Here is a 23,474-nt window from a genome sequence, read left to right as displayed (position 1 = left end):
CCCCAGCCTGACGTTTATACTTTGCGGCAAACTGTTGCAGCACACCACCGACGGGAGATTCATGCGCCTGATCCACACTTCAGACTGGCACCTTGGCCAGTATTTCTTCACCAAAAGCCGTGCCGCCGAGCATCAGGCATTCTTACGCTGGTTGATAGAACAGGTGGAACGCCATCAGGTTGACGCCGTGATTGTGGCAGGCGATATCTTTGATACCGGCTCGCCGCCGAGCTACGCCCGCGAGCTGTACAACCGATTTGTGGTCGAGCTGCAAACCACCGGCTGCCAGCTGATCGTGCTGGCGGGCAACCACGACTCGGTCGCCACGCTGAATGAGTCCCGCGAGCTGCTCTCCTGTCTGAATACCCGGGTGATTGCCACCGTGGGCGAAGACCTATCCCAGCAGGTTCTGACCTTAAATCATCGCGACGGCAAGCCGGGCGCAGTGCTGTGCGCCATTCCCTTCCTGCGCCCTCGCGACCTGATTGCCAGTCAGGCCGGGCAGTCCGGCAGCGACAAGCAGCTGGCGTTACAGGAAGCCATCGCCGCGCACTATGACGCGCTCTACCAGGCGGCGCAGGCCGAACGCCAGAAACTCGGCCTGCCTCTGCCCATTATTGCCACCGGCCACCTGACCACCGTCGGCGTCAGCACCTCGGACTCGGTGCGCGACATTTATATCGGCACCCTCGACGCCTTCCCCGCGCAGGCTTTCCCGCCGGTAGATTATGTCGCCCTTGGGCACATTCACCGCGCCCAGTGCGTGGCGAAAACCGAGCATATTCGCTACAGCGGCTCGCCGATTGCCCTCAGCTTCGACGAGCTGAGTAAGGTGAAAAGCGTCTATTTATTGGATTTCACCGGCGACCAGTTAAACAGCATCGACACGCTGGAGATCCCGCAATTCCAACCAATGCAGATGATCAAAGGCTCCTTGGCAGAAATCGAACAGCAGCTGAAACAGTTTACCGACGCCGCCCGCGACCTGCCGGTGTGGCTGGATATCGAGGTCGCCACGCAGGACTACCTGAGCGACATTCAGCGCCGCATTCAGGCCCTCACAGCCGAGCTGCCGGTGGAAGTGGTGCTGCTGCGCCGCAGCAAAGAGCAGCGGCTGAACAGTATTTCGCAGCAGGAAAAAGAGACCTTGAGCGAGTTGAGCGTCAGCGAAGTTTTCGAGCGCCGTCTGGCACTGGAAAGCGAAGTCGATGAAAGCCGCCAAAACAGAATGCGCACCCTGTTCGCGCAAATCGTAGAACAAGTACAAAGCGGCGAGTCAGCGGAGGACGGCGCACAATGAAAATTCTCAGCCTGCGGTTCAAAAACCTGAACTCGCTGGAAGGCGAATGGAAAATCGATTTCACCGCCGAGCCTTTTGCCAGCAACGGGCTTTTTGCCATTACCGGCCCGACCGGCGCGGGGAAAACCACCCTGCTCGATGCCATCTGTCTGGCACTGTATCACCAGACGCCGCGCCTTAACGTGTCGCCAACTCAAAACGAGCTGATGACCCGCCACACCGCCGAATCACTGGCCGAGGTGGAGTTTGAAGTTAAGGGTGTTGGCTATCGCGCCTTCTGGAGCCAGCGCCGGGCCAAGAACTCGCCAGACGGCAACCTGCAAGCGCCTAAGGTGGAACTGGCGCTGCTGGAAGATGGTAAAATTCTAGCCGATAAAGTGCGCGACAAGCTCGACGCCATCGCCCAGCTCACCGGGCTGGATTTTGGCCGTTTCACCAAGTCGATGATGCTGTCGCAGGGGCAATTTGCCGCCTTCCTCAACGCCGATGCCAATGACCGCGCCGAGCTGCTGGAAGAGCTGACCGGCACCGAGATTTACGGTCGGCTGTCCGAGCAGGTTTTCGAGCAGCACAAGCAGGCGAAAAACCAGCTTGAAGGCTTGCACCAGCGCATGGCGGGCATTGAGTTGCTTAGCGAAGAGCAGCGCCAGCTTTTGGAAGGCCAACTGGCCGAGGTAAACCAGCAAGAACAGCAGCTTAGCCAGCAGTCGCAGGCGCAGCAGCGCGACCTCAACTGGCTGCAACAGTGGCAGCAGGCGCAGCTCAAGCAGCAGCAATATCAGCAACTGCTTCAGGCCAGCGAACAGGAAGCCGCGCAGGCCGCTCCGCAGTTACTGCAACTGGCGCAGAGCGAACCGGCGGAAAAACTTCGCCCCCTGCTCAATGACCGCAATCGTCTGCGGCAGGACAATCTGGCACTCAGCCAGCATCTCAAAGAACTGGGCGAGCAGCAGGCCGCCCAGCTTCAGCAGATGGCTCCTCTAGCGCAGGCCGTCGAGCAGGCCCGCGCGGCTCGCCAGCAGCAGGTTCAAACCCAAGCGCAGCAGCAGAAGCTGATTGACGAGCAGGTGCAGCCGCTGGACAACCAGATTGCCCAGCTAGATAAAACACAGGCAGACAGCCAACAGGCGCTGGCCGACACCCAAAAGCAGGCGACTGAGCTGGCGGCAACCTTAGAACAACTCAGCGCGGATCGCCTGAAGCTGGAGCAGCAGAGTCAGCAGCATCAAGCACAGCAGGCCACTCTCGCCGCCGCACTGGGCAGCCAGCAAAAGCAGCAGGCCGAGCTGGAACAACGCCATCCACTGACGGCACTGCAGCAGCGCCAGTCGGAGCTGACTCGCCTGCGCCCGGTGCGCCAGCAGCTGTTTTCCCTCTCCCAGCAGTATCCGCAAATCAGTCAGCGGGTTGAGCAACAGAGCCAAGAATTTACCCAGCGTCAGGCTGAATTAGCCGCGGCCGAGCAGCAGCTGGAGCAGATTCGCCAGCAGTTTAAGCAACACAAAGCCCATCAGACCGACGTCGAAAAACTGCTCGAGCAAGAGAGGCTGATTGTCCGTCTGGAGGCCGAGCGCTCGCGTCTGCAAACCGGCGAAGCCTGCCCGCTGTGCGGCTCGACCGAGCACCCGGCCATTCAGCAATATCAGTCAGTTAAGCCGTCAGACACCGAGCGACGGGTGGCAGAAATGCGCGCCAAAACCGAAGCGCTGCACACCCAAGGCACCGAGCTGCGAACCAAAACCGAGAGCCTGAAAGAGCAGCAGGCGCGGCTGCAAAACCAGCTGCTACGGGACCAAAACCAGCAGAAAGCCTATCTCGAAAGCTGGCAGCAGCTGAGCGCCCCGCTCAATCTCAGTTTTGAATTACAAGACGCGGCGCAGCTGGAGCAATGGCTGGCAGAGCGCGACCAAGAAGAGCAGCAGTGTCAGCAACTTAGCAGTCAGCACGAGCAGCAGGCGCGGGCGTTACAGCAGGCGAAAGATGCCCTGACGGCGGCGCAGAGCGAGCAGCTCAAAGCCCAGCAGCAGGCCGCCTTATTAACGGAACGCTTCACGCTGATGCAAACCAGCCATGCCCAGCAACAGCAGCAGTTGGCAAAGCTTCAGCAGCAGGTCGCTCAAGATGGCGAAAGCGTGCAAAAGCTCCGCCAGCAGCGGGTGGCGCTGTTTGGCGAACAGCAGATCGCTCAGGTGCGCGAGCAGCTGCGCGCCCAGCTGCAAGCCAGCGAGAATGCCTTGCAGGCCGCCAGCGAGCAGTTGCAAAAATCGCAAGAGCTGCGCGACAGGCTGGCCGGGCAGGTTGCTAGCGCAATCGCCTCTCAGCAGCAGTTGACCGCGCGGTTGCAACAGGCCGAAAGTGCGTGGAAGCAGGCGCTGAGCGCCAGTAATTTCGCCGACGAACAGGCTGTCAGCCTTGCGCTGCTCGACGACGCCCTGCGCCAGCAGTTGCAGCAGCGCAAAGAGCAGCTTCAGCAGAAACTGGCCGAGCATCGCGCCCTGCTGGAACAGGCCAATCTCACTCTCGAGCAGCAGCGCCAACAGCGGCCGGAAACCCTGAGCGAAACCGACAGCGATACCGCGCCGCTGGCCGAACGCCTCGAGCATTTGGCCCAGCAGCTGAAAGCCTTGCAGCAGCGTCAGGGGGAGATCCGCAACCAGCTGACCACCAACGTCGCACGCCGCGAGGGGCAGCAAAACCTGATCGCGCAGATTGCTCAGTCACAGCAGCTGTGTGACGACTGGGGCTATTTGAACTCGCTGATTGGCTCAAGCGACGGCGCGAAATTCCGCAAATTTGCCCAAGGTCTGACATTGGATCATCTGGTGTATCTGGCGAACAAGCAGTTGGAAAAGCTGCACGGTCGCTATCTGTTGCAGCGCAAAACCAGCGACGCGCTGGAGTTGCAAGTGGTAGATACTTGGCAGGCCGACGCGGTGCGTGACACCCGTACCCTGTCGGGCGGCGAGAGCTTCTTGGTCAGTCTGGCACTGGCGCTGGCGCTCTCCGATCTGGTGAGTGACAAGACTCGCATTGACTCACTGTTCCTGGATGAAGGCTTCGGCACCCTCGACGCCGACACGCTGGACACCGCGCTGGATGCCCTCGACAGCCTAAACGCCTCGGGTAAAACCATCGGCGTGATTAGCCACGTGGAGGCCATGAAAGACCGCATCCCGGTGCAAATCAAAGTCACCAAGGTCAATGGTCTGGGGGTCAGCCGTCTGAGCAGCCAGTTTAAAGTCTAATTTTCGCCCGTTGAGAACCAACAATGGCTAGCCAACCGCTAGCCATTTGCACATCTATAACCCAGCTTTTCACATCTTGCGCACCAGCGCGGTGCACCTCTCCTGTTTTAGTCTACTGAAAATGCAGGCTTTTCTGCTTTTGACCAACATGGCACGGCCTGTGCTTAGGGTTATGTATACAAGTTGCGGTACAAGCTGCAACCCCTCATTAACCCGCAAGAGGCCAGTCGATGAAAAACAGCAAACCTGAGTCATCTCTCGTCAATCCCCGCCGCCGCCAACTGATGAAATGGCTGGCGATCACCGGCGGAGCCATGACCCTCGGCGGCATGGTGCCCGCCAGCGCCTTTGCCGCCGATGACGATGAAATCCGTATCGGCTACTGGCCGATTGTTGGCGGCCTGCCTTTTTATGTCGCGCTGGAGCAGGGCTTTTTCAAACAGGCCGGGCTGAATGTCAAAGGGGTGAAGTTCGCCAGTGCCCAGCAGATTATCGAAGGCATGCTTACCGGCCGCATACACGGCTGCGCCAACGGCACGGCGACCGGCGCGCTGGGGCTTGGCGCAATCACCCAGCCCGACTTGTTCAAAATCATCTGCTCGAACCCGTCGAATCGCACCTTGGTGCTGGACGAATTCTTAGTGCCACTCGACAGCAAGGCCACGTCGATTGCTGATCTGAAAGGCAAGAAAATCGCCTGCGGGCCGGGGATTCAGAACGTCACTATGGCGAAAATTATTCTGGAGAAAAACGGCTTCACCAACCCCTCGGTGATTGAACTGCCGGTCGGCCAGCACGCCCCAGCGCTGGCGGCGGGCCAGATTGATGGCGTCTACACTCTCGAACCTACCGGCACCGTCGGACGCATGAAGCACCTGTCGCGCACGCTGGAAACCGGGGTTATCTCGAAATATGTGCTGGGCGATGCCGATGCCCCGTGGTTTGGCGGCGCGGCGGCGCTGAATACGGCCTTTATTAAAAGCAGTCCGGACGCGGCGAAAAAGTTTATTGCCGCCTATGCCCAAGCCGTGGAGTTCATCCAAGCCAACCCTGACAAGGCCCGCGCCAACATCGCCGGGTATACCAGCATAGAGCCTGCGTTGGTCAGCGAAGTGCCGCTGCCGGGCTTCGTCATGTATCCGCAGCTCAACGGCGACAACCTGAAGTGGTTCCAGAAATTCTATGACGTGTTTACTGAACGCAAGATTTTCAGCAAGCCGGTGGACGTGGCATCGCTGATTTATCAAGGTTAAACGGGGAGAACCGCCATGACTTCACGCTGGTCTACGAAATTATTGCCGCTCATCGGCCCGGTTCTGCTGTTTCTGTTTTGGCAGTTAGCTGTCAGCGCGAAATGGCTGAATCCGGTGCTGCTGCCCTCGCCGGTTGAGACGCTGAGCTATATGTTCCAGTCGTTTTCCGACGCCAGCATGCGCACGGATATCGGCGCGACGCTCTATCGCACGCTGATGTCATTTGCCTTTGCGGCGGTGATTGGCGTGCCGCTGGGGGTGGTATTGGGCAGCAGTGAAAAGGTCTACCGCAGTCTGGAATTCCTCATCGACTTTTTCCGCTCCACGCCCTCTTCGGCGCTTATCCCGCTGTTTATGCTGATCTTTGGCATTACCGACGCCAACAAAATCGCCATCGCGGCCTTCGCGGCGGTGCTGGTTATCCTGTTCAACAGCGCCTATGGGGTGATGAATGCCAAGAAAACCCGGCTGATGGCTGCCAAGGTGATGGGGATTTCGCGCTGGCACATTTTCAAAGACATCATGCTGATGGAGAGTCTGGCGCAAACCTTTGTCGGCCTGCGCACCGGCGTGTCGATTGCGCTGGTAATTGTGATTGTCGCCGAGATGTTTATCGGTGCGGAAACCGGCCTGGGTCATCGCATCATCGACGCCCAGCAAGTGTTCAATATCAAAGACATGTATGCCTCAATCCTGATCACCGGGGCCATCGGCTACCTGCTCAATCTGGCCTTCCTGCTGGTGGAAAAACGTATCGTTCACTGGAGTAGCAAAGCATGACGCAACCTCTCTCACTTCGCGATGACTACAAGGGGCCGCAGCTGCCGCAGTACCCTTCTCGCCCCGACACCCACGTGACTATTCGCGGCTTGTCGAAATCTTTTGCCGGCCAGCCGCTGTATACCGACTTTAATTTGGATCTGCCTCGCGGAAAAATTGTCTCCATTTTCGGCCCTAACGGCTGCGGCAAGTCGACCCTGATGAACATGGTGGCCGGGCTGATCCCGCTGGATCAGGGCGAGGTGCTGTTCGACGGCAAAACGCTGGCGCAAACCACCATCGGCTATGTGTTCCAGAACTACCGCGACGCGCTATTCCCGTGGATGAGCTCGTGGGCCAATATCGCCTATCCGCTGGTGCGCCACGGCATGAACAGGGCCGAGGTGGAGGCACGAGTGGCGGAGCTGGTGGCGATGTTTGATATTCGTTTTGACCTCAAACGCTACCCTTATGAGCTTTCCGGCGGCCAGCAGCAGACGGTTTGCATCATGCGCGCTTTGGCGACGCGCCCGGAGGTGATGTTCCTCGACGAGCCTTTCTCAGCGCTGGATTTCGAAATGACGCTGTTTATCCGCGACAAGTTGCAGGAAGTACAGATGGCGACCGGCGTGACGATGGTGATTGTGTCTCATGATCTTGAGGACGCGGTATTTCTGGCCGATGAGATCCTGCTGCTGACCCGCAGACCAACTCGCATCGCGGAAATCGTACCTTTCGACCTGCCTCGCCCGCGCGACGCCGAGATCATGAGCCATGCCGAATTTATTCGCGTCAAAGCCCATACGCTGGAAGTGTTTAAACGCGAGATGGCGCTGTAGTGGACTCCTCACTGGCCCCGGCCTGCCGCCACTGGCGCGGGCTGACGCCAAACCAGCGGCGGAATGCCCGCGAAAAGGCGCTGACTTCGGAGTAGCCGAGCAGCAGCGCCATTTCCGAAATCGGCAGCTGCTGTTGCTGTAAATAGTGGGTCGCCAGCTCGCAACGCACCTTGTCCACCAGTTGGGTAAAGCTTAGGTTTTGCTCGCGCAGGCGGCGCTGTAAGGAGCTGGCCGACAGGCCCATTTTGTCCGCCACTTCATCCAAAACTGGCTCGCCGCGCAGCAGTGCCTGACGCACTCGCGAACGGGCGCTGTCGACGATTGACTGCTGAGAAGGCGCGTCGGCGTTCAGTCGGCGAATGGCGTCTTGCATCACCAGCAGCAGGGTTTGGTCGCGCTCCGGCATAGCGCGCTGCAAATCGCGTTTGGCGATCAGCAATGAGTTGTAAGGCTGGTCGAAGTAGACCGGCGCGTCGAAAATTTTGCAGTGCTCGTGCCACTGGTGCGGACGCGGATGCTCAAAATGCACTTCGCGCGGCGCCCAGCTTTTGCCTAAGCCGTGGCGCAACAGATTGAGGATCATCCCCAGCGTCAGTTCGGCGTCCTGCCGTTTACACAAAATACTGCCGTGGCGCACCTGATAGTCAAAACGGTAGTGATCGCCCTTGTCCACCAGCCGGGTCAAGGTGTTGTGTTGATGAAAAGGAAAGGCGTTCACCACGTTTTGAATCGCGGTCTCTACCGTAGAAGAACAGAGGCCAATGTAGCCAATCAGCCCCAATGACTGGGGTTTGAACTGTCTGCCGTAGTGCAAACCGAAGTTATCGCAGCCCGACTGCACCGCCGCCTCTTCCAGCACCTGACAGTAGTTCGGCAAGCCTAGGCTCAGCGTGGGCTGTTGCAGCAGTTCGGGGTTGATGCGGCACAGCCCGAGCACGCGATCCACATCCGCCCCTTTCGACAGAATAAACTCGCTAAGCCCCGACGCCGCCGCGGCCAGCACGCCGCGATTGCCAGCCTCGTGCTGCCCCAGCGCGCTGAGCGCCCCGTTCAAACCCGGCGTGAAGCCGGTTAGTGGTTGAAGTAAAGGTTCAGTGTGCATGTTCTTCCACTCCATAAGGCAAACAGGTCAGGAAGTTCTGCAAGTTTCGTACCAGCACGGCGGGAAGAACAAATGCAGTCAGGACAGAGACTTAGCGCCGCAGGGCTGGACAAAGCCCCAAGCGGCGCACAGAAAACGTGCAGCTTGCTTCACGCCCGCGCCTGATGTTGCGGCAGGCGCGCCAGATAATCGCGGCACAAACGCAGGCTTTCGGCTTCCCAATCATCCCCCAGACTTTGCGCCATTTCGGTGGTGGCGTGCGATCCGCGCCAAGCCAGCAGTTGGATCCGCCGCTGGACGATCATCGTGGGGATCACCGCCAGATCCGCCTCGCTCAGCGGGCAGACGCGCTGATAGCCGCGAAGCCAGTGCTCGACCCACTCCGAGGCGCGCGGGTGGTGCTCGACAAAGCTGATCGCCGCCGCCGCGTCATGCATATACCAGCCCATGCCGCAGTCGTCGAAGTCAATTACTCGGGTTTCGCCCTCATGCATCAGCAGGTTGGTGAGGCGCAGATCGGCGTGGATCAGCCCGAAGCGTTCGCTGCTTTTGCCATAGTCTTGCAGCACCTGATGAATGTGCCCGATGGTCTCTTCTATCAGCGGGAAATCCTCTTCGCGCAGCCCCGGCGCGTCCTGCCAGCGCCCCCAATGACTCTGCGGCCCAACCATGGTGTCGTGATCCCAGATGATGCGCCGGAACCCTTCGGGTTTGGCCCAGCTTCGGCTGTGTTGGTGCAGGCGTGCCGTCACCTCTCCCAACTGGGCAAAGGCGCGAGGGTCAACCTCGGTGGTCGGCATCTCACCCTCAATCCAGTGGAAAAAGGTGACATTACGGCTTTCGCCGTCGCCCACTGGCAGGGTCTGCACCCGATGACCGTCGAGCGCCACAATCGCCTCTGGCACCATGATGCCGGTATGACGCAGAGCGTCCAGCCACGCCAACTCGCTCTCTATCTCGTCGCGATGGTGGTAATCGCCGCGATGAATGCGTAAGGCAAAACGCTGGCCGCTGTCGCCACGCACCAAGAAAGTGGCGTTTTCCGAGCGGCACAAAAGAGACAACTCCCCGCGAAAAGCGGCGGGATAGCGCAGCAGCGCCTCGCGGGCTAACTGGGTCAGGCTGGCGGCATCAAGCGTATCGGACTGTTTAGCATTCATAGTGTTCACTCCGGCAGGTGGCAATCAATCAAATGAATCTGCCTTCAGAATGAGAGTCCGCGGCGTTTGCTGCTTGACCCGGCAAGAGCAAATGTTGACCGCAGACGTTGCACGCCCGCCAACAGGCGGGAACTTGACTTTAGGGCGCGCGAATCGCCATTCCACGGTCAAGTTTTGCCGTAGTGACCAGCGCATTATCAAAACACTTCCACTACCGGGACGCCCGGCAACCAGAACTTCATCGCCTGTCAGGAGAAATAATCATGTTGAAAACCAATGCCTTTGACGCCGCAGCCAGCAGCAATATTCCGGCTGAGAATCTGGCGATGATTGAGCGCCGCCGCCGCTTGCTCGGCCCGGCCTACCAGCTGTTCTACAAGAATCCGGTGCATCTGGTGCGCGGTGAAGGGGTGTGGGTGTATGACGCCGAAGGCCGCCGCTATCTCGACGTGTACAACAATGTGCCCTCGGTAGGCCACTGCCACCCGCACGTGCTGGAAGCCCTGGTGCGTCAGGCTTCGACCCTCAACACCCATACTCGCTACCTGCATGAAAATGTGCTGAATTTCGCTGAAAAGCTGGTCGGCACCATGCCCGCCGAGCTGAGTCAGGTGATGTTCACCTGCACCGGCAGCGAGTCCAACGATTTGGCCTTGCGCATTGCCGAAGACTTTACCGGCGGCACCGGGGTGATTGTGACCGAGTTCAGTTACCACGGCATGACCAAAGCCATTGCCGGGCTATCGGCGTCGATGGGCCCTTACGTTAAGGTGAATGGCGATGCGCGGGTGATCCCGGCCCCTATCCATAACCCGGCCAATCCGGCGGAAGTGGGCAAACGCTTCGCCAATGATATTCGCGCGGCGCTGGCCGATATGCACCGCCACGGCATCAAACCGGCGGCCCTGATGATTGACACCTTCTTCACCAGCGACGGCGGCTTCTTCGACCCGGCCGGGTTCTTGAAAGAGGCGATTGACGTGATCCACGACGCCGGGGCGCTGTACATCGCCGACGAAGTGCAGCCGGGCTATGGCCGTTCGGGGGAAACCATGTGGGGCTTTCAGCGCCACGGCGTGCTGCCGGATATCGTCTCCCTCGGCAAGCCAATGGGCAATGGTCATCCGATGGCGGGCATCACCATTCAGCCGCATATTTTGCAGCGTTTCGGCAGCGAATCGAGCTATTTCAACACTTTTGGCGGCAACACGGTCTCTTCCGCCGTCGGCCTCGCCGTGCTGGAAGTGATTGAGCAGGAGAACCTGATACCGAGCGTCGGCCGCGCGGGCAAAGCCATTCTCGACGGCATCAGCGCGCTGGCCCAGCGTTTCCCGGCCATCGGCAGCGTGCGCGGCGCGGGCCTGTTTGTCAGCGTAGATTTCGTCACGGCTGACGGCGCGCCGGACTCGGTGACCGCGCTGGCGGTGGTCAACGCCCTGCGAGAAGAAGGCGTGCTGATTGGCGCATCCGGGCCGCACGCCAACATCCTCAAGATTCGTCCACCTTTGGTGTTTACCGCCGAACATGCAGAGATTCTGGTCGGCGCGCTGGAGAACGTCCTTAGCAAAATGTTCTGAATATCCCTTCAACTGGTTCAGGAGAGCACAATGACATCACAACTTAAACCGACGCTGGGCACGGTACACTTGTGGGCGATTGCCGTCGGGCTGGTGATTTCCGGTGAGTATTTTGGCTGGAGCTATGGCTGGGGCGTAGCCGGGACGCTGGGCTTTCTGGTGACTACGCTGCTGGTCGCCACCATGTACACCTGCTTTATTTTCAGCTTTACCGAGCTGACCACCGCCATTCCTCACGCCGGCGGGCCTTTCGCCTACAGCCGCCGCGCCTTTGGCGAAACTGGCGGGCTCATTGCCGGAATGGCGACGCTGATTGAGTTCGTGTTTGCGCCCCCGGCCATTGCCTTGGCTATCGGCGCTTACCTGAACGTGCAGTTTCCCGACCTCAACCCTAAAGTGGCCGCCTTGGGAGCCTATGTTGTGTTTATGGCGCTGAATATTCTCGGCGTGAAGCTGGCCGCGATATTCGAGCTGGTGGTTACCGTGCTGGCGGTGCTGGAACTGCTGGTGTTCATGGGCGTAGTCGCGCCGGGCTTCAGCGTGAGTAATTTTGTGCTCAACGGCTGGGCGGGCGGCGAGCATTTCGGCTTACCGGCGTTTTCCGGCATTTTTGCTGCGATCCCCTTCGCTATCTGGTTCTTTTTGGCTATCGAAGGCGCTGCAATGGCCACCGAGGAAGCCAAAGATCCCAAACGCACCATTCCCAAAGCCTATATCAGCGGAATTTTAACGCTGGTGGTGCTGGCGATTGGCGTGATGGTGATGGCCGGCGGCGCGGGCGACTGGAGCAAGCTTTCCAATATCAATGATCCTCTGCCGCAGGCGATGAAGATGGTGGTTGGCGAGCACTCCGGCTGGATGCACATGCTGGTGTGGATTGGCCTGTTCGGGCTGGTTGCCAGCTTTCACGGCATTATTTTGGGCTATTCGCGGCAGTTTTTCGCGCTGGCTCGCGCCGGGTATTTGCCTTCTGGGCTGGCAAAACTGTCACGTTTTCAGACCCCGCACCGGGCGATTTTGCTCGGCGGCGTGATTGGCATCGCGGCGATTTTCAGCGACGGATTGATTAATCTGCAAGGCATGTCGCTGACGGCGGCGATGATCACCATGGCGGTGTTTGGCGCGATTGTGATGTATATCATGAGTATGCTGAGCCTGTTCCGCCTGCGCAAAATTGCCCCAGAGATGGCACGCAGCTTCCGCGCGCCGGGCTATCCGCTGGTTCCGGCCATTGCGCTGGTGCTGGCGGTGGTCTGTCTGTTGGCGATGCTGTGGTTCAATTTGGTGATTGCCGGGGTGTTCGTGCTGTTTATGGCGGCGGGTTATCTCTATTTCGCGGCCACCAAGGTGCAGCGCAGCAGCGCGCCAAAAGATCTGATGTTAGAGGGGGAGTGAAAAAAGTGGGTCTGCCTTTGGGGTTAGAGCGGCGGAGCCGAGATTGGCGATGGATAGTTGATCGAGACTGACGGGCTTACTAAGGGGTGAGGCGTCCCTGCGGGAACCTCATCCCCTTAGTTTCCCTGATATCGGGCATGACTGGACGGTTAAGGGCGATTTTGAGGTGGGATTATGGCTATTGGGTGGGAAGAAGGGTCTGCATAGGGGAATGGCAGACCCTTTTCTTTTTGGGATGGGTAAGTAAGAAAGATTAGAGTGGCATACGCTCCTGCGGCCACAGCCACGCGGCACCGCGCACGCCGCTGGAGTCGCCGTGGGTGGCTTTGAGAATTGGGGTTTCGCACTCGCCGCCAAATACCCACTGTTTGAGCAGTAAAGGCACGGTCTGGTAGAGCCTGTCGACGTTACTCATGCCGCCGCCGAGGACAATCACGTCCGGGTCGAGGATGTTGACCACGTTTGCCAAAGCTTTCGCCAGTCGGCGCTCATAGCGGCCCAGTGCCAGCTCGGCCACGGCGTCGCCTTCATCGGCTAATTTGATGATCTCAGGCCCTTTCAGACGCTGGGTTGAGAGGCGGAAATAGTCCTCTTCAAAACCGGTGCCGGAGCAGAAGGTTTCGACACAGCCTGATTTGCCGCAGTAGCACGGCACTTCCTGCGAGAAACGAATTTCGTCTTCGTCCGGCCACGGCAGTGGGTTATGGCCCCACTCTCCGGCGTTGCCGTTGCCTCCGGCATGGACTTCGCCGCTAAGCGCAATGCCCGAGCCACAGCCGGTACCGATGATCACCGCGAAGACCGCTTTTTTGCCCGCGCCCGAGCCGTCAGTGGCTTCGGAAACCGCCAGACAGTTGGCGTCATTGGCGATACGCACTTCGCGCTCGAGCAGTGTGGCGAGATCTTCGTCGAGCTGCTGGCCGTTGAGCCACACCGAGTTGGCGTTTTTCACTTTGCCCGTGAAGGGCGACAGCGTGCCGGGAATACCCAGCCCGACGCTGCCGCGCTGGCCGGTGGCTTTTTCGGCGTCCAGCACCAGCCCTTCGATGGCTTTTAGGGTCTTTTCATAATCATTTCGCGGCGTATCTACGCGCTTGCGAAACAGCTCGCGGCCCTCGTTGGACAGCGCGATCACTTCGATTTTTGTTCCACCTAAGTCAATGCCAATACGCACGGGTGCCTCACTTGGTTTTGTCTGCGATTTCTGGTGTTCAGGTTAATCAGTGTAGAGCCCAGCGACCAGTCTGCGAGAAGATTTCCTAACGACGACCGCCGCTCAATTGGGTATCATGCCGCCCTGCATTCGATAAATCAGCGTACCACGGGTGCGCACGGACAGGGATAACATCATGTTATGGTTTAAAAATTTGTTGGTCTACCGTTTGAGCCGTGAAGTCTCTTTGTCTGCCGACGAGATGGAAAAGCAGTTAAGCCAGTTTACCTTTACGCCTTGCGGCAGTCAGGACATGGCGAAGACCGGCTGGGTGTCACCAATGGGTTCACACGGCGGCGACGCGCTGACGCATTCGCACAATGGCCAGATCCTGCTTTGCGCCCGTCAGGAGCAGAAGATCCTGCCCTCTCCGGTGATTAAGCAAGAGCTTCAGGCCAAGATCGAACAGATCGAAAGCGAGCAGCATCGCAAACTGAAGAAAACCGAAAAAGATTCGCTGAAAGATGAAGTGCTGCACAGCCTGATGCCGCGCGCCTTCAGCCGTTTCAGCCAGACCTTCATGTGGATTGATACCGTCAACGGCTTGATCATGGTTGACGCCGCCAGCGCCAAGAAAGCGGAAGACATGCTGGCCCTGCTGCGTAAGAGCCTCGGCTCACTGCCGGTGGTGCCGCTGACCATGGAAAGCCCGATTGAGCTGACGCTGACCGAGTGGGTTCGCTCAGGGGAAACCCCTGCTGGCTTCACGCTGCAAGACGAAGCCGAGCTGAAAGCCATTCTGGAAGAAGGCGGCGTGATTCGCTGTAAGAAGCAGGCTTTGGTCAGTGATGAGATTGCCACCCATATCGAAAATGGCAAGCTGGTGACCAAGCTGGCGGTTGACTGGCAGGAGCGCATCGCCGTGGTGCTGGCCGACGACGGCAGCATCAAGCGCCTGAAGTTCAGCGATGTTATCCGCGAGCAGAATGATGATATTGACCGCGACGACTTCGCTCAGCGTTTTGATGCCGATTTCATCCTGATGACCGGCGAACTGGCAGCCCTGATTCAGAATCTGGTGGAAGCACTGGGCGGCGAAGCGCAGCGTTAATTGTCGCGCCAGGCCCAAAAATAAAGGACGCAATTCGCGTCCTTTTTTCTTTCTGTCGGTGGGCGGTCAGAATTTATTTATTCAGGTATTTGCACAGGTAAGCAGTAGATTCAACCACTTGCAGGTTGAACTCGCTGTGGCCTGGGACATAGAATTTTTCACCTGGCTCGAAGACCTGCCAGTCGGGGGAGCCCGGCATTAACACTTTCAGCGAGCCGAGCAGGACGGTCATCTCTTCAGGTTTATCGGTGCTGAAGGTGTACTCACCCTTTTCCATTACGCCGACGCTCGCAGCACAACCGGCACTGTCGCTGTCAAAACCAATCGACTTTACCTTCCCTGCAAAATACTCATTATTTTTCAACATAGATTGGCCCTTCGCGATAATTTTAAGAGTCTCCATATTAGGGGCAGAAAAGCCTCGCTGTCACTGATTATTGTTGGTTTATGGCGGAGTACCGAGGCGTGCCGCAAACGCAGGAAAGGGATTTGATTTCACCGGGGCGCAGTGCCATTCTGGACAGTTGTGAATCTGCCCCTTTCCGCCACCGATTGATAGGTCATCTGCATGTCTTTGCCGCTGGAACTCCATCGTTTATTGCCCGCTTTTATCAGCGCGGCGCAGAGTGAGAACTTCTCGGCCGCGGCCCGCCAGTCCGGCGTAACGCCTGCCGCCATCAGCAAAAACATCCGCGTGCTGGAAGAGAAACTCGGGCTGCGGCTGTTCGCTCGTAACACCCACAGCGTGGTGCTGACGGACGAAGGCAAAGCCCTGCTGGCGGAGATCCAGCCACTGTGGCAAGCCCTCGCCTCGACCCTTGAGAATGCCACCAGCCGCGATGGCCAGCCGTCGGGCAGCGTGCGGGTTAGCGTGATCCCAGGATTTGGCCAGTTGATGCTAATGCCGCTGCTGCCGGAATTTCTCAAACGCTTTCCACAAATCAATCTTGACCTCTCTTTGGAGGCACGCGTGGTGAATTTGGTGGCAGAGGGCTTTGACGTGGGAATTGGCAATCGCGTCGACCCGGATAGCCGCCTGATAGCCCGCCAGCTCAGTCCGATGCGCAATATTCTGGCTGCCTCGCCGGGCTATTTGCGGCAGTTTGGTACGCCTTCTGCGCCGAGTGATTTGGCTCATCATCAATGCCTGCTGCATCGCAATCCGGGGAACAATCAGATAGTGAAGTGGCCGCTGGCCGAGCCTTTCCAGACCAGTGAGCTACAGGGAAGGATTATCGCCTCGCGGCCGGACTTGCTGATTAATGCCGCGCTGGCCGATCTTGGCATTGTCTGCCTGGCAGACTGGTATGTGAACCCGCATGTGCAAAGCGGCGATCTGGTGCCAGTGCTGGAAAGCCATTGGCAGCCCGGCGTGCCGCTGTGGCTCTATTACAGTTCTGCGGATTTACCGCCGAGAGTGCGAGAGTGGGTGGAGTTTGTGCTGGAACACTTTCGCGGCTGACCCACTGAAATTCACGCATAAAAAAGGCCTGTCATACAGGCCTTTTTCGTATTCAGATTGGGTGCAACTCAGACGATAAGCTCGGCGGCCAATTTGGCGACCAGCACGTTTGACAGTAAAACCGGGATGCCTAGCTTACTTTGCAACAAGTCACCATGATGACGGTGATAGCCAATGCAATCCAGCACCACCACCTGCGCGCCCTGCTCTTCAAGGGCCAGCGCGGCTTCGGTCAGCTTGGCTTCATCAGCCAGATAAGGGCTGGCGACGGCGAAACACGGCTTTTTCGACAGCTTACGCCACTTGTTGGCCTGCTCCTCAATCTGCTCTTGCACTGGCACCACAATGCCCACCTGATGCGTCCCAACAATCGCGCCCACCAGCGGCGGAATAATCCGGTCCGGCTCAAGCAGCATCGCGGTTTTGGCCTTCAGGCCATGAAACTCGCCGGTGCAAAGCAGCAAAATGGTTTCGCAGCCCAGCTCTTCCAGCCAGTCCACTTTTTCCTGCAAGGCGCGCTCGACGTGCCACGAGCCGAGAGTGACCTGCGTGCCGTCTAACAGGCGCGAAACCAGCAGCGGCTCACCCTGTTCGGGCGCGAAGCGCTGCTCGATTTGTTCCGGAGTCAGCCCGTCGAGCAGGCCGACGTGGGTCACGGCATCTTCAGGAAGGTATTCCATCAACAGCGGCATGATGTCGCTACGTGGTGCCTGACCGATAGTCAGAGTCGCAAAGGAAGTCATCATAATGCTTAATTCCGGCTTTGCAGGTGGCGCAAGCTTCCGTACAGCGACAACAACAGTTGATATTCGTCGGCATCAAAGAACTGACAGGTGCCACGACCAAACTCTTTAGCGACTTCAACGGCAAATTTCGCCGTCAGTGCAATATCGACTTCATGGCTTGCGCCCGTCCCACAGCCCGGAACCACTGATTCAGCCGTAATTGCCACGCCCACCACCGGCACGTCGGTCGCAGTTGAAGGTTGCAGAATGCTGTTCAGGTGGTGCACACCATTGCCATAAGGCGTGATGTCCTGAGTGGTGATTGGGAAAGTCACCGCCGGTTTGCCGCTGGTCATTTCCATAATGCGCAGTAAATCTTCGGATACGCGCAAAATATAACCTTCTTTAACCGTTGGCGAAATCGCAAAACCTTTATGGTTTATGATTCGGTTACCTTTGGTGGTATCGATGGACAAAATCGCGTCCACGCCCGCTACCACTTCGTTGTCATTCATGGTGACGTCGTCGATTGGCGAGTCCATGAAATCCACCGGATCATGAGGTCGAGTCGGCGCATTCGGGCAGATATGGGTGGTGACGATAACGTCACCGGCCAGCACATCGCCTTTACGCTGCATCTCAGCCAGCTTGAGAGCCGCGCTGATAGCCGCGATTGCGCCATCGGCGTCAGACACCACGCCAATGCGCGTCGGACGCGCACCTATGCCGCCTAAGCGACCAATGATCCCAAGCGTTGGCGCACTGCCGCCGCTGATTTTACCGTCGCTACCCGGCAGCGTGATTTTAACAAAATCAGTGCCGCCTTTCGGGCCATCAGCGCGGTGCGTAGTGGCCGTTACGCCAGAATATCCAGCGAACAAATCCACCACGTCCTGACCGCTGACGTACGCGTTATCGATCAGTTCGAACACCGTTAATGTTTGTTGCAAACTCATGGTGCTTTCCTCTTAATACTTCGCGACAGACGCTGCGAGAGCGCACATGCCAAAACTGCCGCGCTAGCCGTTCATTTCTTTTCACTATTGAATGAAAGAATGAATCGGTCTGTTTTTTACGTTTGGCTTCGTGAGCCCTGGTGTTGGTGCAGTATTCTCGTCGTCTCTCGAGCCAGCCGGTACGCTGGCCGGACTCGAAAGGGTTGGAGTATTATTTAGCCTTGGAGCTGAAAATCGAGTTAAAGAAGCTGTACAGTGCGTCACCGGCAATAAAGCCTGCCGCCAGAATCTCCATCGGCGTGCGGCCCTTCTCACCCCAAATACGGATGATGATGATACGCAGCACGATACCGGTGATAACCGCCCATCCAGCCATAACGCTGTTAATCAGCAAACCGGTCGCCAGCAGAACACCGAGCTGGCGCTTAGGCCCGCCGATAAGCTGAATTAACGCGCCCGGAATGGCCCAAATCATTAAGCTGTATGCAATGCCCGGCTGTGCACCTGCCTGAATCGTCTTGGCGTAGACGCGGGCTACCGGCGGAACTAAATCCTGCGCGAAGTAGCCGATATGGGCGTACCAGACCACCGGAATAGCAATCACAAAAGCAATCAGTGCGGCGAACAGCTGGATACGACGCCCCAGCAGTTCAGCCTGTAAATCTTTGCCATAGCCGCGCAGGATAAATCCGGCTTTCAGGTCAAAGCCCATGTCGGCGAAGGCTGGGCCAGTCGCGGCCGTAAAGCCGGTCAGCACGCAGAGCGCCAGCGGCGGGAAGCCAATCAAAATACCGACAATCAGGGTGATCAGCGCCACGGCAAAGGCCGGGAACCAGCCCGAGTGCATGGCGGCAATGCCGACAATCAACTCATGGAAGAAAGCGGCAAAAGCGGCGTAGACGATGAACGCAATCAGCATGCCGATCGACATTTCGCTGTACAGACCGCCCGCCAGCGCCAGCAGCGCGGCAATGGCAATATACCCAAAGGCGCCCAGACCCAGTGCTTTACGCACTTCGGTAGCGGGCTGAGTGAAGCTGGCTTTGGCTTCGGCATTTTTCGCCCGCACCACCTGCACCACTTGAATCAATGACACCAGCCCCGCGCCTACCATCATGCCGTGTGGGATGTACATTGCGTTGAGATCCATGCCCGCCAATGGCTGCGCATAAGCGCGGATCAGCAGGCCGATGCCAAACATGCTCAAGGCCCAGATATTGCCGATAAACGCTGTACCGAAGGCAGCCATCGGGATCTTCAGCATCGCGCCGCCAAGGCCGACAATCACGCCAGCTACCAGCAGCCAGGCTTGACGCCCGCCTTTGTCACCCGCCTTGATAGCTTCTGCGGCGGCGACGCCCGGCGGCCATGCGTTGCTGGCCGGGAACACCTTGGTGTCGAACAGGCGGTAAAGCAGGTAGGCGTCCAGCAACATGGCTACGGACACCCCGATAAACATCGGTAAAATAAGCTGCGGCTGCCCCATTACGTAAGGGATAGCAATCGGCATCAGCAGGCTGTTCGCCGCACCAAAGGTGGCGGAAGAGATCACCGTCTGCGCTAAGTTTTGGGTGTGAATAGAACGATAACGTTGAAAGGCCTGCATCGGAATGCGCGCCAACAACATGGCAAATAACGCGCCGATAATCGACGTGTTAGGCGTCACGCCCAACGTCGTTATCAACTGCACGCCGATGATGGCTCCCAATAAAGAGAGCAATACCATCACAATTAATGTGCCAACATCCCTGAGTGGATTCTGCTTATTATTTTGAAGCTCATGTTGTGCCATAACTGCCCCTGAGATTGGTGCAAATAAACGCGTTATTTTCGCTATTAAGATCCACAGTGCTTAATTGGCAAAAAGTCGCGGTGAGGTATCAGTCTATTGCCAATACTCATCACCCAATTTTTCAGCTAATTGCTGAGTGACGGCCAGCAGCCCCTCTTTGATCCCGGCGGGAATATCCTGACCTTCTTGTGGCGAAGGAAACGATAAACACAGTCCCACCATCTCATTGCGGTGCTTATTGCTAATACTGGTGGCTAATGTACTGATGCCTTGCAGAGTTTCGTTGCAGGCATGAGACACGCCGTTTTCCCGTATCTCCGCAAGGCGAGCTAATAATGCCTCTAAAGTTTGCGGAGAATTGATCGAATTAACACGATAATCCGTGCCAAATCGTTGAATGACATCATCAATACTGTGGCGCGCCAAAATTGCGCGCCCAATGGCAGTTTCATGAGCTGGCAGTAAACTCCCCGCCGGTGTCACCACTTGTAAATAGGTTCTGCCGGGGAACATGCGCATGACCATAATGTCGCGCCCCGACAGCATCGAAATATAGCCCGTACACTGCGTCAACTGGCCAAGCTGCGCCATATAAGGCGAAGCGGCATCGACCAAAGGCGCCGATAAATAGTGGCTGGCCACCGACAGCAGTAACTTGCCAATGCGATATAAACGGCTATCCGGATCGCGTTCTAACAATCCCTGCCCTTCCATCGTCATTAATAAGCGCGATGCCGTGCTTTTCGGCAACTTCAGGTGCTCGACCACGTCACTGAACGACAGGCCGGGATGGCCCTGTCGGCTTCCTTGTTGGGAGAATAATTTTAATACCGCAGAAGCGTTTTCTAATGTGGTCATGCTTATAGTTCCGATATGTGGAACCTAGTTCCTATAAGATTGAGTAAAAATTAAATCCGATAAGGAACAGGGTCAAGATGTTTCTTTTTTGTAAGTTAAATAAGGATGATTAAATATGCTTCACAGGGGGTAGGGAGAAGCCTTTTCAGACGATTCAACGCGGCTTTCCAGAATAATAAGCCGCATTGAATTTCATTGTCAGAATATTGCATCAATTATGACCAGGGCGGCTTTAACTGATGTCTTCATCTTCATAGCGACGTTTGGAGTCCAAAGCTTCGCTTTCGGTTTCATGTTCACTGATCAAGGTATTGGGTTTCGGATGGTCGGCGCGCAGTTCATACCATGTTTCGGTTTTGCCCGACTCGCCTTTTTCAACCGGCACAATGTAAGCTTTACGTGGATAGGGAGGCTGACTCGGCATAAAAACTCCTTGGACTTGAGTGAATGCATTAACGTGCAGTCTGTTAAGTATAGACACTCAACCACGCGAGCTATGAAAGCCGGAGTCAGAAGCCTCTGAAAAGCAAAACGGGCCAGCAGGCCCGTTAACTATTAATGACTGAAAAAGCCAGAGACTAGCGCGCCACCGGCGCGGCCAGCGCATCCAAAATAGCGTCGACGATACTGGCAGGATCTCGAGTGCCATCAATCACAATATGCGCGGCTTCCTGATACAGATTTTCGCGCTCATTCAGCACTTCTAACATCTCTTCAGTGATAGGTTTGCCGGTCAGCGTAGGGCGCTGGTCTTCCAGAGGTGACTCTTCAAGACGCTGCGCCAGCGTCGCTGCCGGAGAACGCAGATAAATAACGGTGCCGGTACGGCGCATAAAGGCGCGGTTTTCCGCCGCCAACACTATCCCACCGCCTGTCGCGACCACGGTCTGGGGGGCGCTGGTGCTTTCAAGCGCCTGAGTTTCGCGACGGCGAAAACCCTCCCAGCCTTCGCGCTCAACAATCTCAGCCACGCTGAGGTTTGAGGTTTGCAGCAGATAGCTATCGGTATCGACGAATTTAAAGCCCAACGCCTGCGCCAGCGCGCTGCCTACCGTGGTTTTACCTGCGCCGCGTGCGCCTATCATGAAAATGGGTTGAGTCATTACTGCTGTCCTTTAAGCCCCGGAGCTTCTTTCATCCAAAAGATGAATATTCTGATGAGTGTCAAAACCGTCAAATTGTACTCGCGAGATAGTACAACAAAAAAGCCTCATCAACAGGTTTTTATCACCCGTTAGTGAAGCTTCTAAGATGTGCGGTCTGTTGAATAGCCCGACTGCTGGCGTTCATCGCCTGTGCAGTGGGCATGATACTCATAAATATTGATGGCGCAATATTTGCGAAGAGCAACCCTATTGCCTAGGGCTAATCCCCCCGTTTTATCGTGGCTTACACACGTAAACCAGCGCGGGCGGGAAATTTTTCACTACGCGGATCTTCTGCCAGGTAAAGTAGCGAGAGAGCATTTTTTCGGATAAATGACTGTATTGAAACTGCACCATCACACCGTCATTGGCTTTCAGACGCTGCTGGGCCTGCTGCAAAATCTTCATGCTGATGCGCGTGGGCATTGATAAGAGCGGAAGGCAGGAGAAGATGGCGTCGAAATCCCCCTCCAGAAACTCGGCCGAATGCGCCATCACCTGCAAGCGCGGATCGTCAATCAGGTTAAGCTTATGCACAAAGCTTGGCTGGATCTCAAACGCCTGAAGATGGGCATCGGCCCGCATGTTGCTCAGAATACGCTTGGTCAACACGCCGTCCGCCGAGCCAAGCTCAGCAATCTTAAGGGACTTAGCCCAGTCAATTTGGCTGAGCATTGAGCGACACAACCACGGCGACGACGGCATGAGTGTCCCCATCGTTCGTGGCGAAGAGATAAAATTCTGTAGATAGAAAAATTGATTCTGCAGCGATACCCGGGTGTTTCTGATCGTCAGTTTTGTCGCATTTAGCATGTTTTATAACCCCTGGGAAAGTAGACCGCTATCAGATAGAAAAATTCTTAAGAATTAATTAATTCCTGCATTTATTTTTCAAATTTGACGGGGTTTATAAAGCGGAATAAGAATATTCTCTTTTAAGCCGAGCTTTGGCTTATTCCTTTTTATTACTTTGTAAGAAAGATTAATAAAACAAACAGAAGGACATATAAAATAAAAAAGCCGACTACTTACACAGTCGGCTTTTTGAAGCTGTTTATCGGTTTGATATCACCGGATGGTCTGGCACTTTCTTCTCGCTAAAGCTTAGCGATAAAGCTCTACGCTTGCGCGTTCAAGGCTGGAGTCGCCTGGGGTGCTGACTCCGATAACGCGGTAGTGGCTCGCGCCTTTGTCGGCAGCTTCGGCTTTCAATTGATCTTTAATACTGCCAGGTGCCCCGCTCATTTGGCTGACAGAAACTACGCCTAATGATTGGTAATTACCGCTATCAGCCTGTGCTGAAGTTATTTGCGTCGCTGCCAGAGCAGAGAAAGAAGCGGTAGTGATAATGGCTGCTGCAATAATAGGTAAGATTTTCATGATGCACACCTTTGCTGTTTGATGTTCTAAATTCGGTTAATTAATTTTTGCGGATGTTTTCCGTTGAATTAATTATCCGCCAGCCAATGCAAGATGACGTAATGCGCCGTAAAGATGCTTAATCTTTGTGACGAAAATGAGGAGAGAATGAAAGCGAAAATTTCAGTGTCAGGATGCTGCAGGCAATTAAGGATTTTTGATGGAGTTTGATGACGGATATTTACAGCTTGAGAAGCAGATTCGCACAAATCGACGCCCGATG

The 23,474-nt window shown here is 56.6% G+C and carries 21 protein-coding genes; 9 read left to right on the top strand and 12 right to left on the bottom strand.

What is annotated here, in order from left to right; genetic code table 11:
• Positions 1-61 precede the first annotated feature (61 nt).
• From sbcD to ACT3RR_RS14790, 5 genes are all read left to right on the top strand, one after another.
• Positions 62-1,300: an exonuclease subunit SbcD gene (gene sbcD, locus ACT3RR_RS14810; RefSeq protein ID WP_496200580.1), complete on the top strand. Its 1,239-nt coding sequence runs from the start codon at positions 62-64 to the stop codon at positions 1,298-1,300.
• Positions 1,297-4,545 (top strand): exonuclease subunit SbcC, encoded by a 3,249-nt coding sequence (gene sbcC / locus ACT3RR_RS14805; protein WP_496200579.1) that lies wholly within the window; start codon positions 1,297-1,299, stop codon positions 4,543-4,545. The genes sbcD and sbcC overlap by 4 nt, the downstream gene beginning before the upstream one ends.
• Before the next feature lie 230 nt (positions 4,546-4,775).
• On the top strand, positions 4,776-5,798 hold the full coding sequence (locus tag ACT3RR_RS14800; protein ID WP_154145615.1) for an ABC transporter substrate-binding protein: 1,023 nt from the start codon (positions 4,776-4,778) through the stop codon (positions 5,796-5,798).
• 15 nt (positions 5,799-5,813) lie between these two features.
• The gene (locus ACT3RR_RS14795) at positions 5,814-6,578 is read left to right on the top strand and encodes an ABC transporter permease (RefSeq protein ID WP_353503141.1); all 765 of its coding nucleotides are present in this window, start codon (positions 5,814-5,816) and stop codon (positions 6,576-6,578) included.
• Positions 6,575-7,396 (top strand): ABC transporter ATP-binding protein, encoded by an 822-nt coding sequence (locus tag ACT3RR_RS14790; protein WP_034792474.1) that lies wholly within the window; start codon positions 6,575-6,577, stop codon positions 7,394-7,396. Before ACT3RR_RS14795 ends, ACT3RR_RS14790 begins: the two co-directional genes overlap by 4 nt.
• Here the strand turns inward: ACT3RR_RS14790 and qhpR are convergent.
• Entirely contained in the window at positions 7,374-8,498 is a 1,125-nt protein-coding gene (gene qhpR / locus ACT3RR_RS14785) for an AraC-like transcriptional regulator QhpR (protein WP_353503142.1), read from the bottom strand. The genes ACT3RR_RS14790 and qhpR overlap by 23 nt on opposite strands.
• 149 nt (positions 8,499-8,647) lie before the next feature.
• Positions 8,648-9,658: a phosphotransferase enzyme family protein gene (locus ACT3RR_RS14780; RefSeq protein ID WP_496200578.1), complete on the bottom strand. Its 1,011-nt coding sequence runs from the start codon at positions 9,656-9,658 to the stop codon at positions 8,648-8,650.
• Between the two features lie 263 nt (positions 9,659-9,921).
• On the opposite strand from ACT3RR_RS14780, the gene ACT3RR_RS14775 reads away from it, so the two are divergent.
• Together ACT3RR_RS14775 and eat are read left to right on the top strand one after the other, a co-directional pair.
• Entirely contained in the window at positions 9,922-11,235 is a 1,314-nt protein-coding gene (locus ACT3RR_RS14775) for an aspartate aminotransferase family protein (protein WP_496200577.1), read from the top strand.
• Between the two features lie 30 nt (positions 11,236-11,265).
• Positions 11,266-12,630 (top strand): ethanolamine permease, encoded by a 1,365-nt coding sequence (gene eat, locus ACT3RR_RS14770; RefSeq protein WP_496200576.1) that lies wholly within the window; start codon positions 11,266-11,268, stop codon positions 12,628-12,630.
• 253 nt (positions 12,631-12,883) lie between these two features.
• Here the strand turns inward: eat and mak are convergent, their stop codons facing one another.
• Positions 12,884-13,804, bottom strand: coding sequence for a fructokinase (mak, locus tag ACT3RR_RS14765; RefSeq protein WP_034792477.1), 921 nt, complete (start codon positions 13,802-13,804; stop codon positions 12,884-12,886).
• 175 nt (positions 13,805-13,979) lie between these two features.
• On the opposite strand from mak, the gene rdgC reads away from it, so the two are divergent.
• Positions 13,980-14,894 carry a recombination-associated protein RdgC gene (gene rdgC / locus ACT3RR_RS14760; protein ID WP_034792478.1) on the top strand — a complete coding sequence of 305 codons (915 nt, stop codon included), beginning with the start codon at positions 13,980-13,982 and terminating at the stop codon, positions 14,892-14,894.
• A 73-nt stretch (positions 14,895-14,967) separates the two neighbouring features.
• Here the strand turns inward: rdgC and ppnP are convergent, their stop codons facing one another.
• Entirely contained in the window at positions 14,968-15,261 is a 294-nt protein-coding gene (gene ppnP, locus ACT3RR_RS14755; protein WP_034792479.1) for a pyrimidine/purine nucleoside phosphorylase, read from the bottom strand.
• A 201-nt stretch (positions 15,262-15,462) separates the two neighbouring features.
• Here ppnP and ACT3RR_RS14750 point away from each other — a divergent pair, with 201 nt between their 5' ends.
• Entirely contained in the window at positions 15,463-16,356 is an 894-nt protein-coding gene (locus ACT3RR_RS14750) for a LysR substrate-binding domain-containing protein (protein ID WP_496200575.1), read from the top strand.
• A 68-nt stretch (positions 16,357-16,424) separates the two neighbouring features.
• Here ACT3RR_RS14750 and ACT3RR_RS14745 read toward each other — a convergent pair whose 3' ends face one another.
• The 8 genes from ACT3RR_RS14745 to ACT3RR_RS14710 form a co-directional block, all read right to left on the bottom strand.
• Positions 16,425-17,102, bottom strand: a complete 678-nt coding sequence (locus tag ACT3RR_RS14745; RefSeq protein ID WP_396131147.1) for an AroM family protein — start codon at positions 17,100-17,102, stop codon at positions 16,425-16,427.
• A 5-nt stretch (positions 17,103-17,107) separates the two neighbouring features.
• Positions 17,108-18,037, bottom strand: a complete 930-nt coding sequence (locus ACT3RR_RS14740) for a DUF1177 domain-containing protein (RefSeq protein WP_034792482.1) — start codon at positions 18,035-18,037, stop codon at positions 17,108-17,110.
• A gap of 211 nt (positions 18,038-18,248) precedes the next feature.
• The gene (locus tag ACT3RR_RS14735; protein WP_396131231.1) at positions 18,249-19,763 is read right to left on the bottom strand and encodes an OPT/YSL family transporter; all 1,515 of its coding nucleotides are present in this window, start codon (positions 19,761-19,763) and stop codon (positions 18,249-18,251) included.
• Positions 19,764-19,922: 159 nt separating this feature from the next.
• Complete coding sequence (locus tag ACT3RR_RS14730) at positions 19,923-20,687, bottom strand: IclR family transcriptional regulator (RefSeq protein ID WP_353503149.1); 765 nt, start codon at positions 20,685-20,687, stop codon at positions 19,923-19,925.
• 232 nt (positions 20,688-20,919) lie between these two features.
• Entirely contained in the window at positions 20,920-21,111 is a 192-nt protein-coding gene (locus tag ACT3RR_RS14725; protein ID WP_353503150.1) for a YaiA family protein, read from the bottom strand.
• Positions 21,112-21,265: 154 nt separating this feature from the next.
• The gene (gene aroL / locus ACT3RR_RS14720) at positions 21,266-21,790 is read right to left on the bottom strand and encodes a shikimate kinase AroL (RefSeq protein ID WP_353503151.1); all 525 of its coding nucleotides are present in this window, start codon (positions 21,788-21,790) and stop codon (positions 21,266-21,268) included.
• A gap of 276 nt (positions 21,791-22,066) precedes the next feature.
• Complete coding sequence (locus ACT3RR_RS14715; protein ID WP_353503152.1) at positions 22,067-22,645, bottom strand: class I SAM-dependent methyltransferase; 579 nt, start codon at positions 22,643-22,645, stop codon at positions 22,067-22,069.
• Positions 22,646-22,936: 291 nt separating this feature from the next.
• Positions 22,937-23,212, bottom strand: a complete 276-nt coding sequence (locus ACT3RR_RS14710; RefSeq protein ID WP_353503153.1) for a YdgH/BhsA/McbA family protein — start codon at positions 23,210-23,212, stop codon at positions 22,937-22,939.
• Positions 23,213-23,474: the final 262 nt, after the last annotated feature.

The sequence above is a fragment of the Ewingella sp. AOP8-B2-18 genome, assembly GCF_052376015.1.
In the GTDB taxonomy this organism is placed as follows: Bacteria; Pseudomonadota; Gammaproteobacteria; order Enterobacterales; family Enterobacteriaceae; genus Ewingella; species Ewingella allii.
This window is presented reverse-complemented; position numbering and strand designations above follow the sequence as displayed.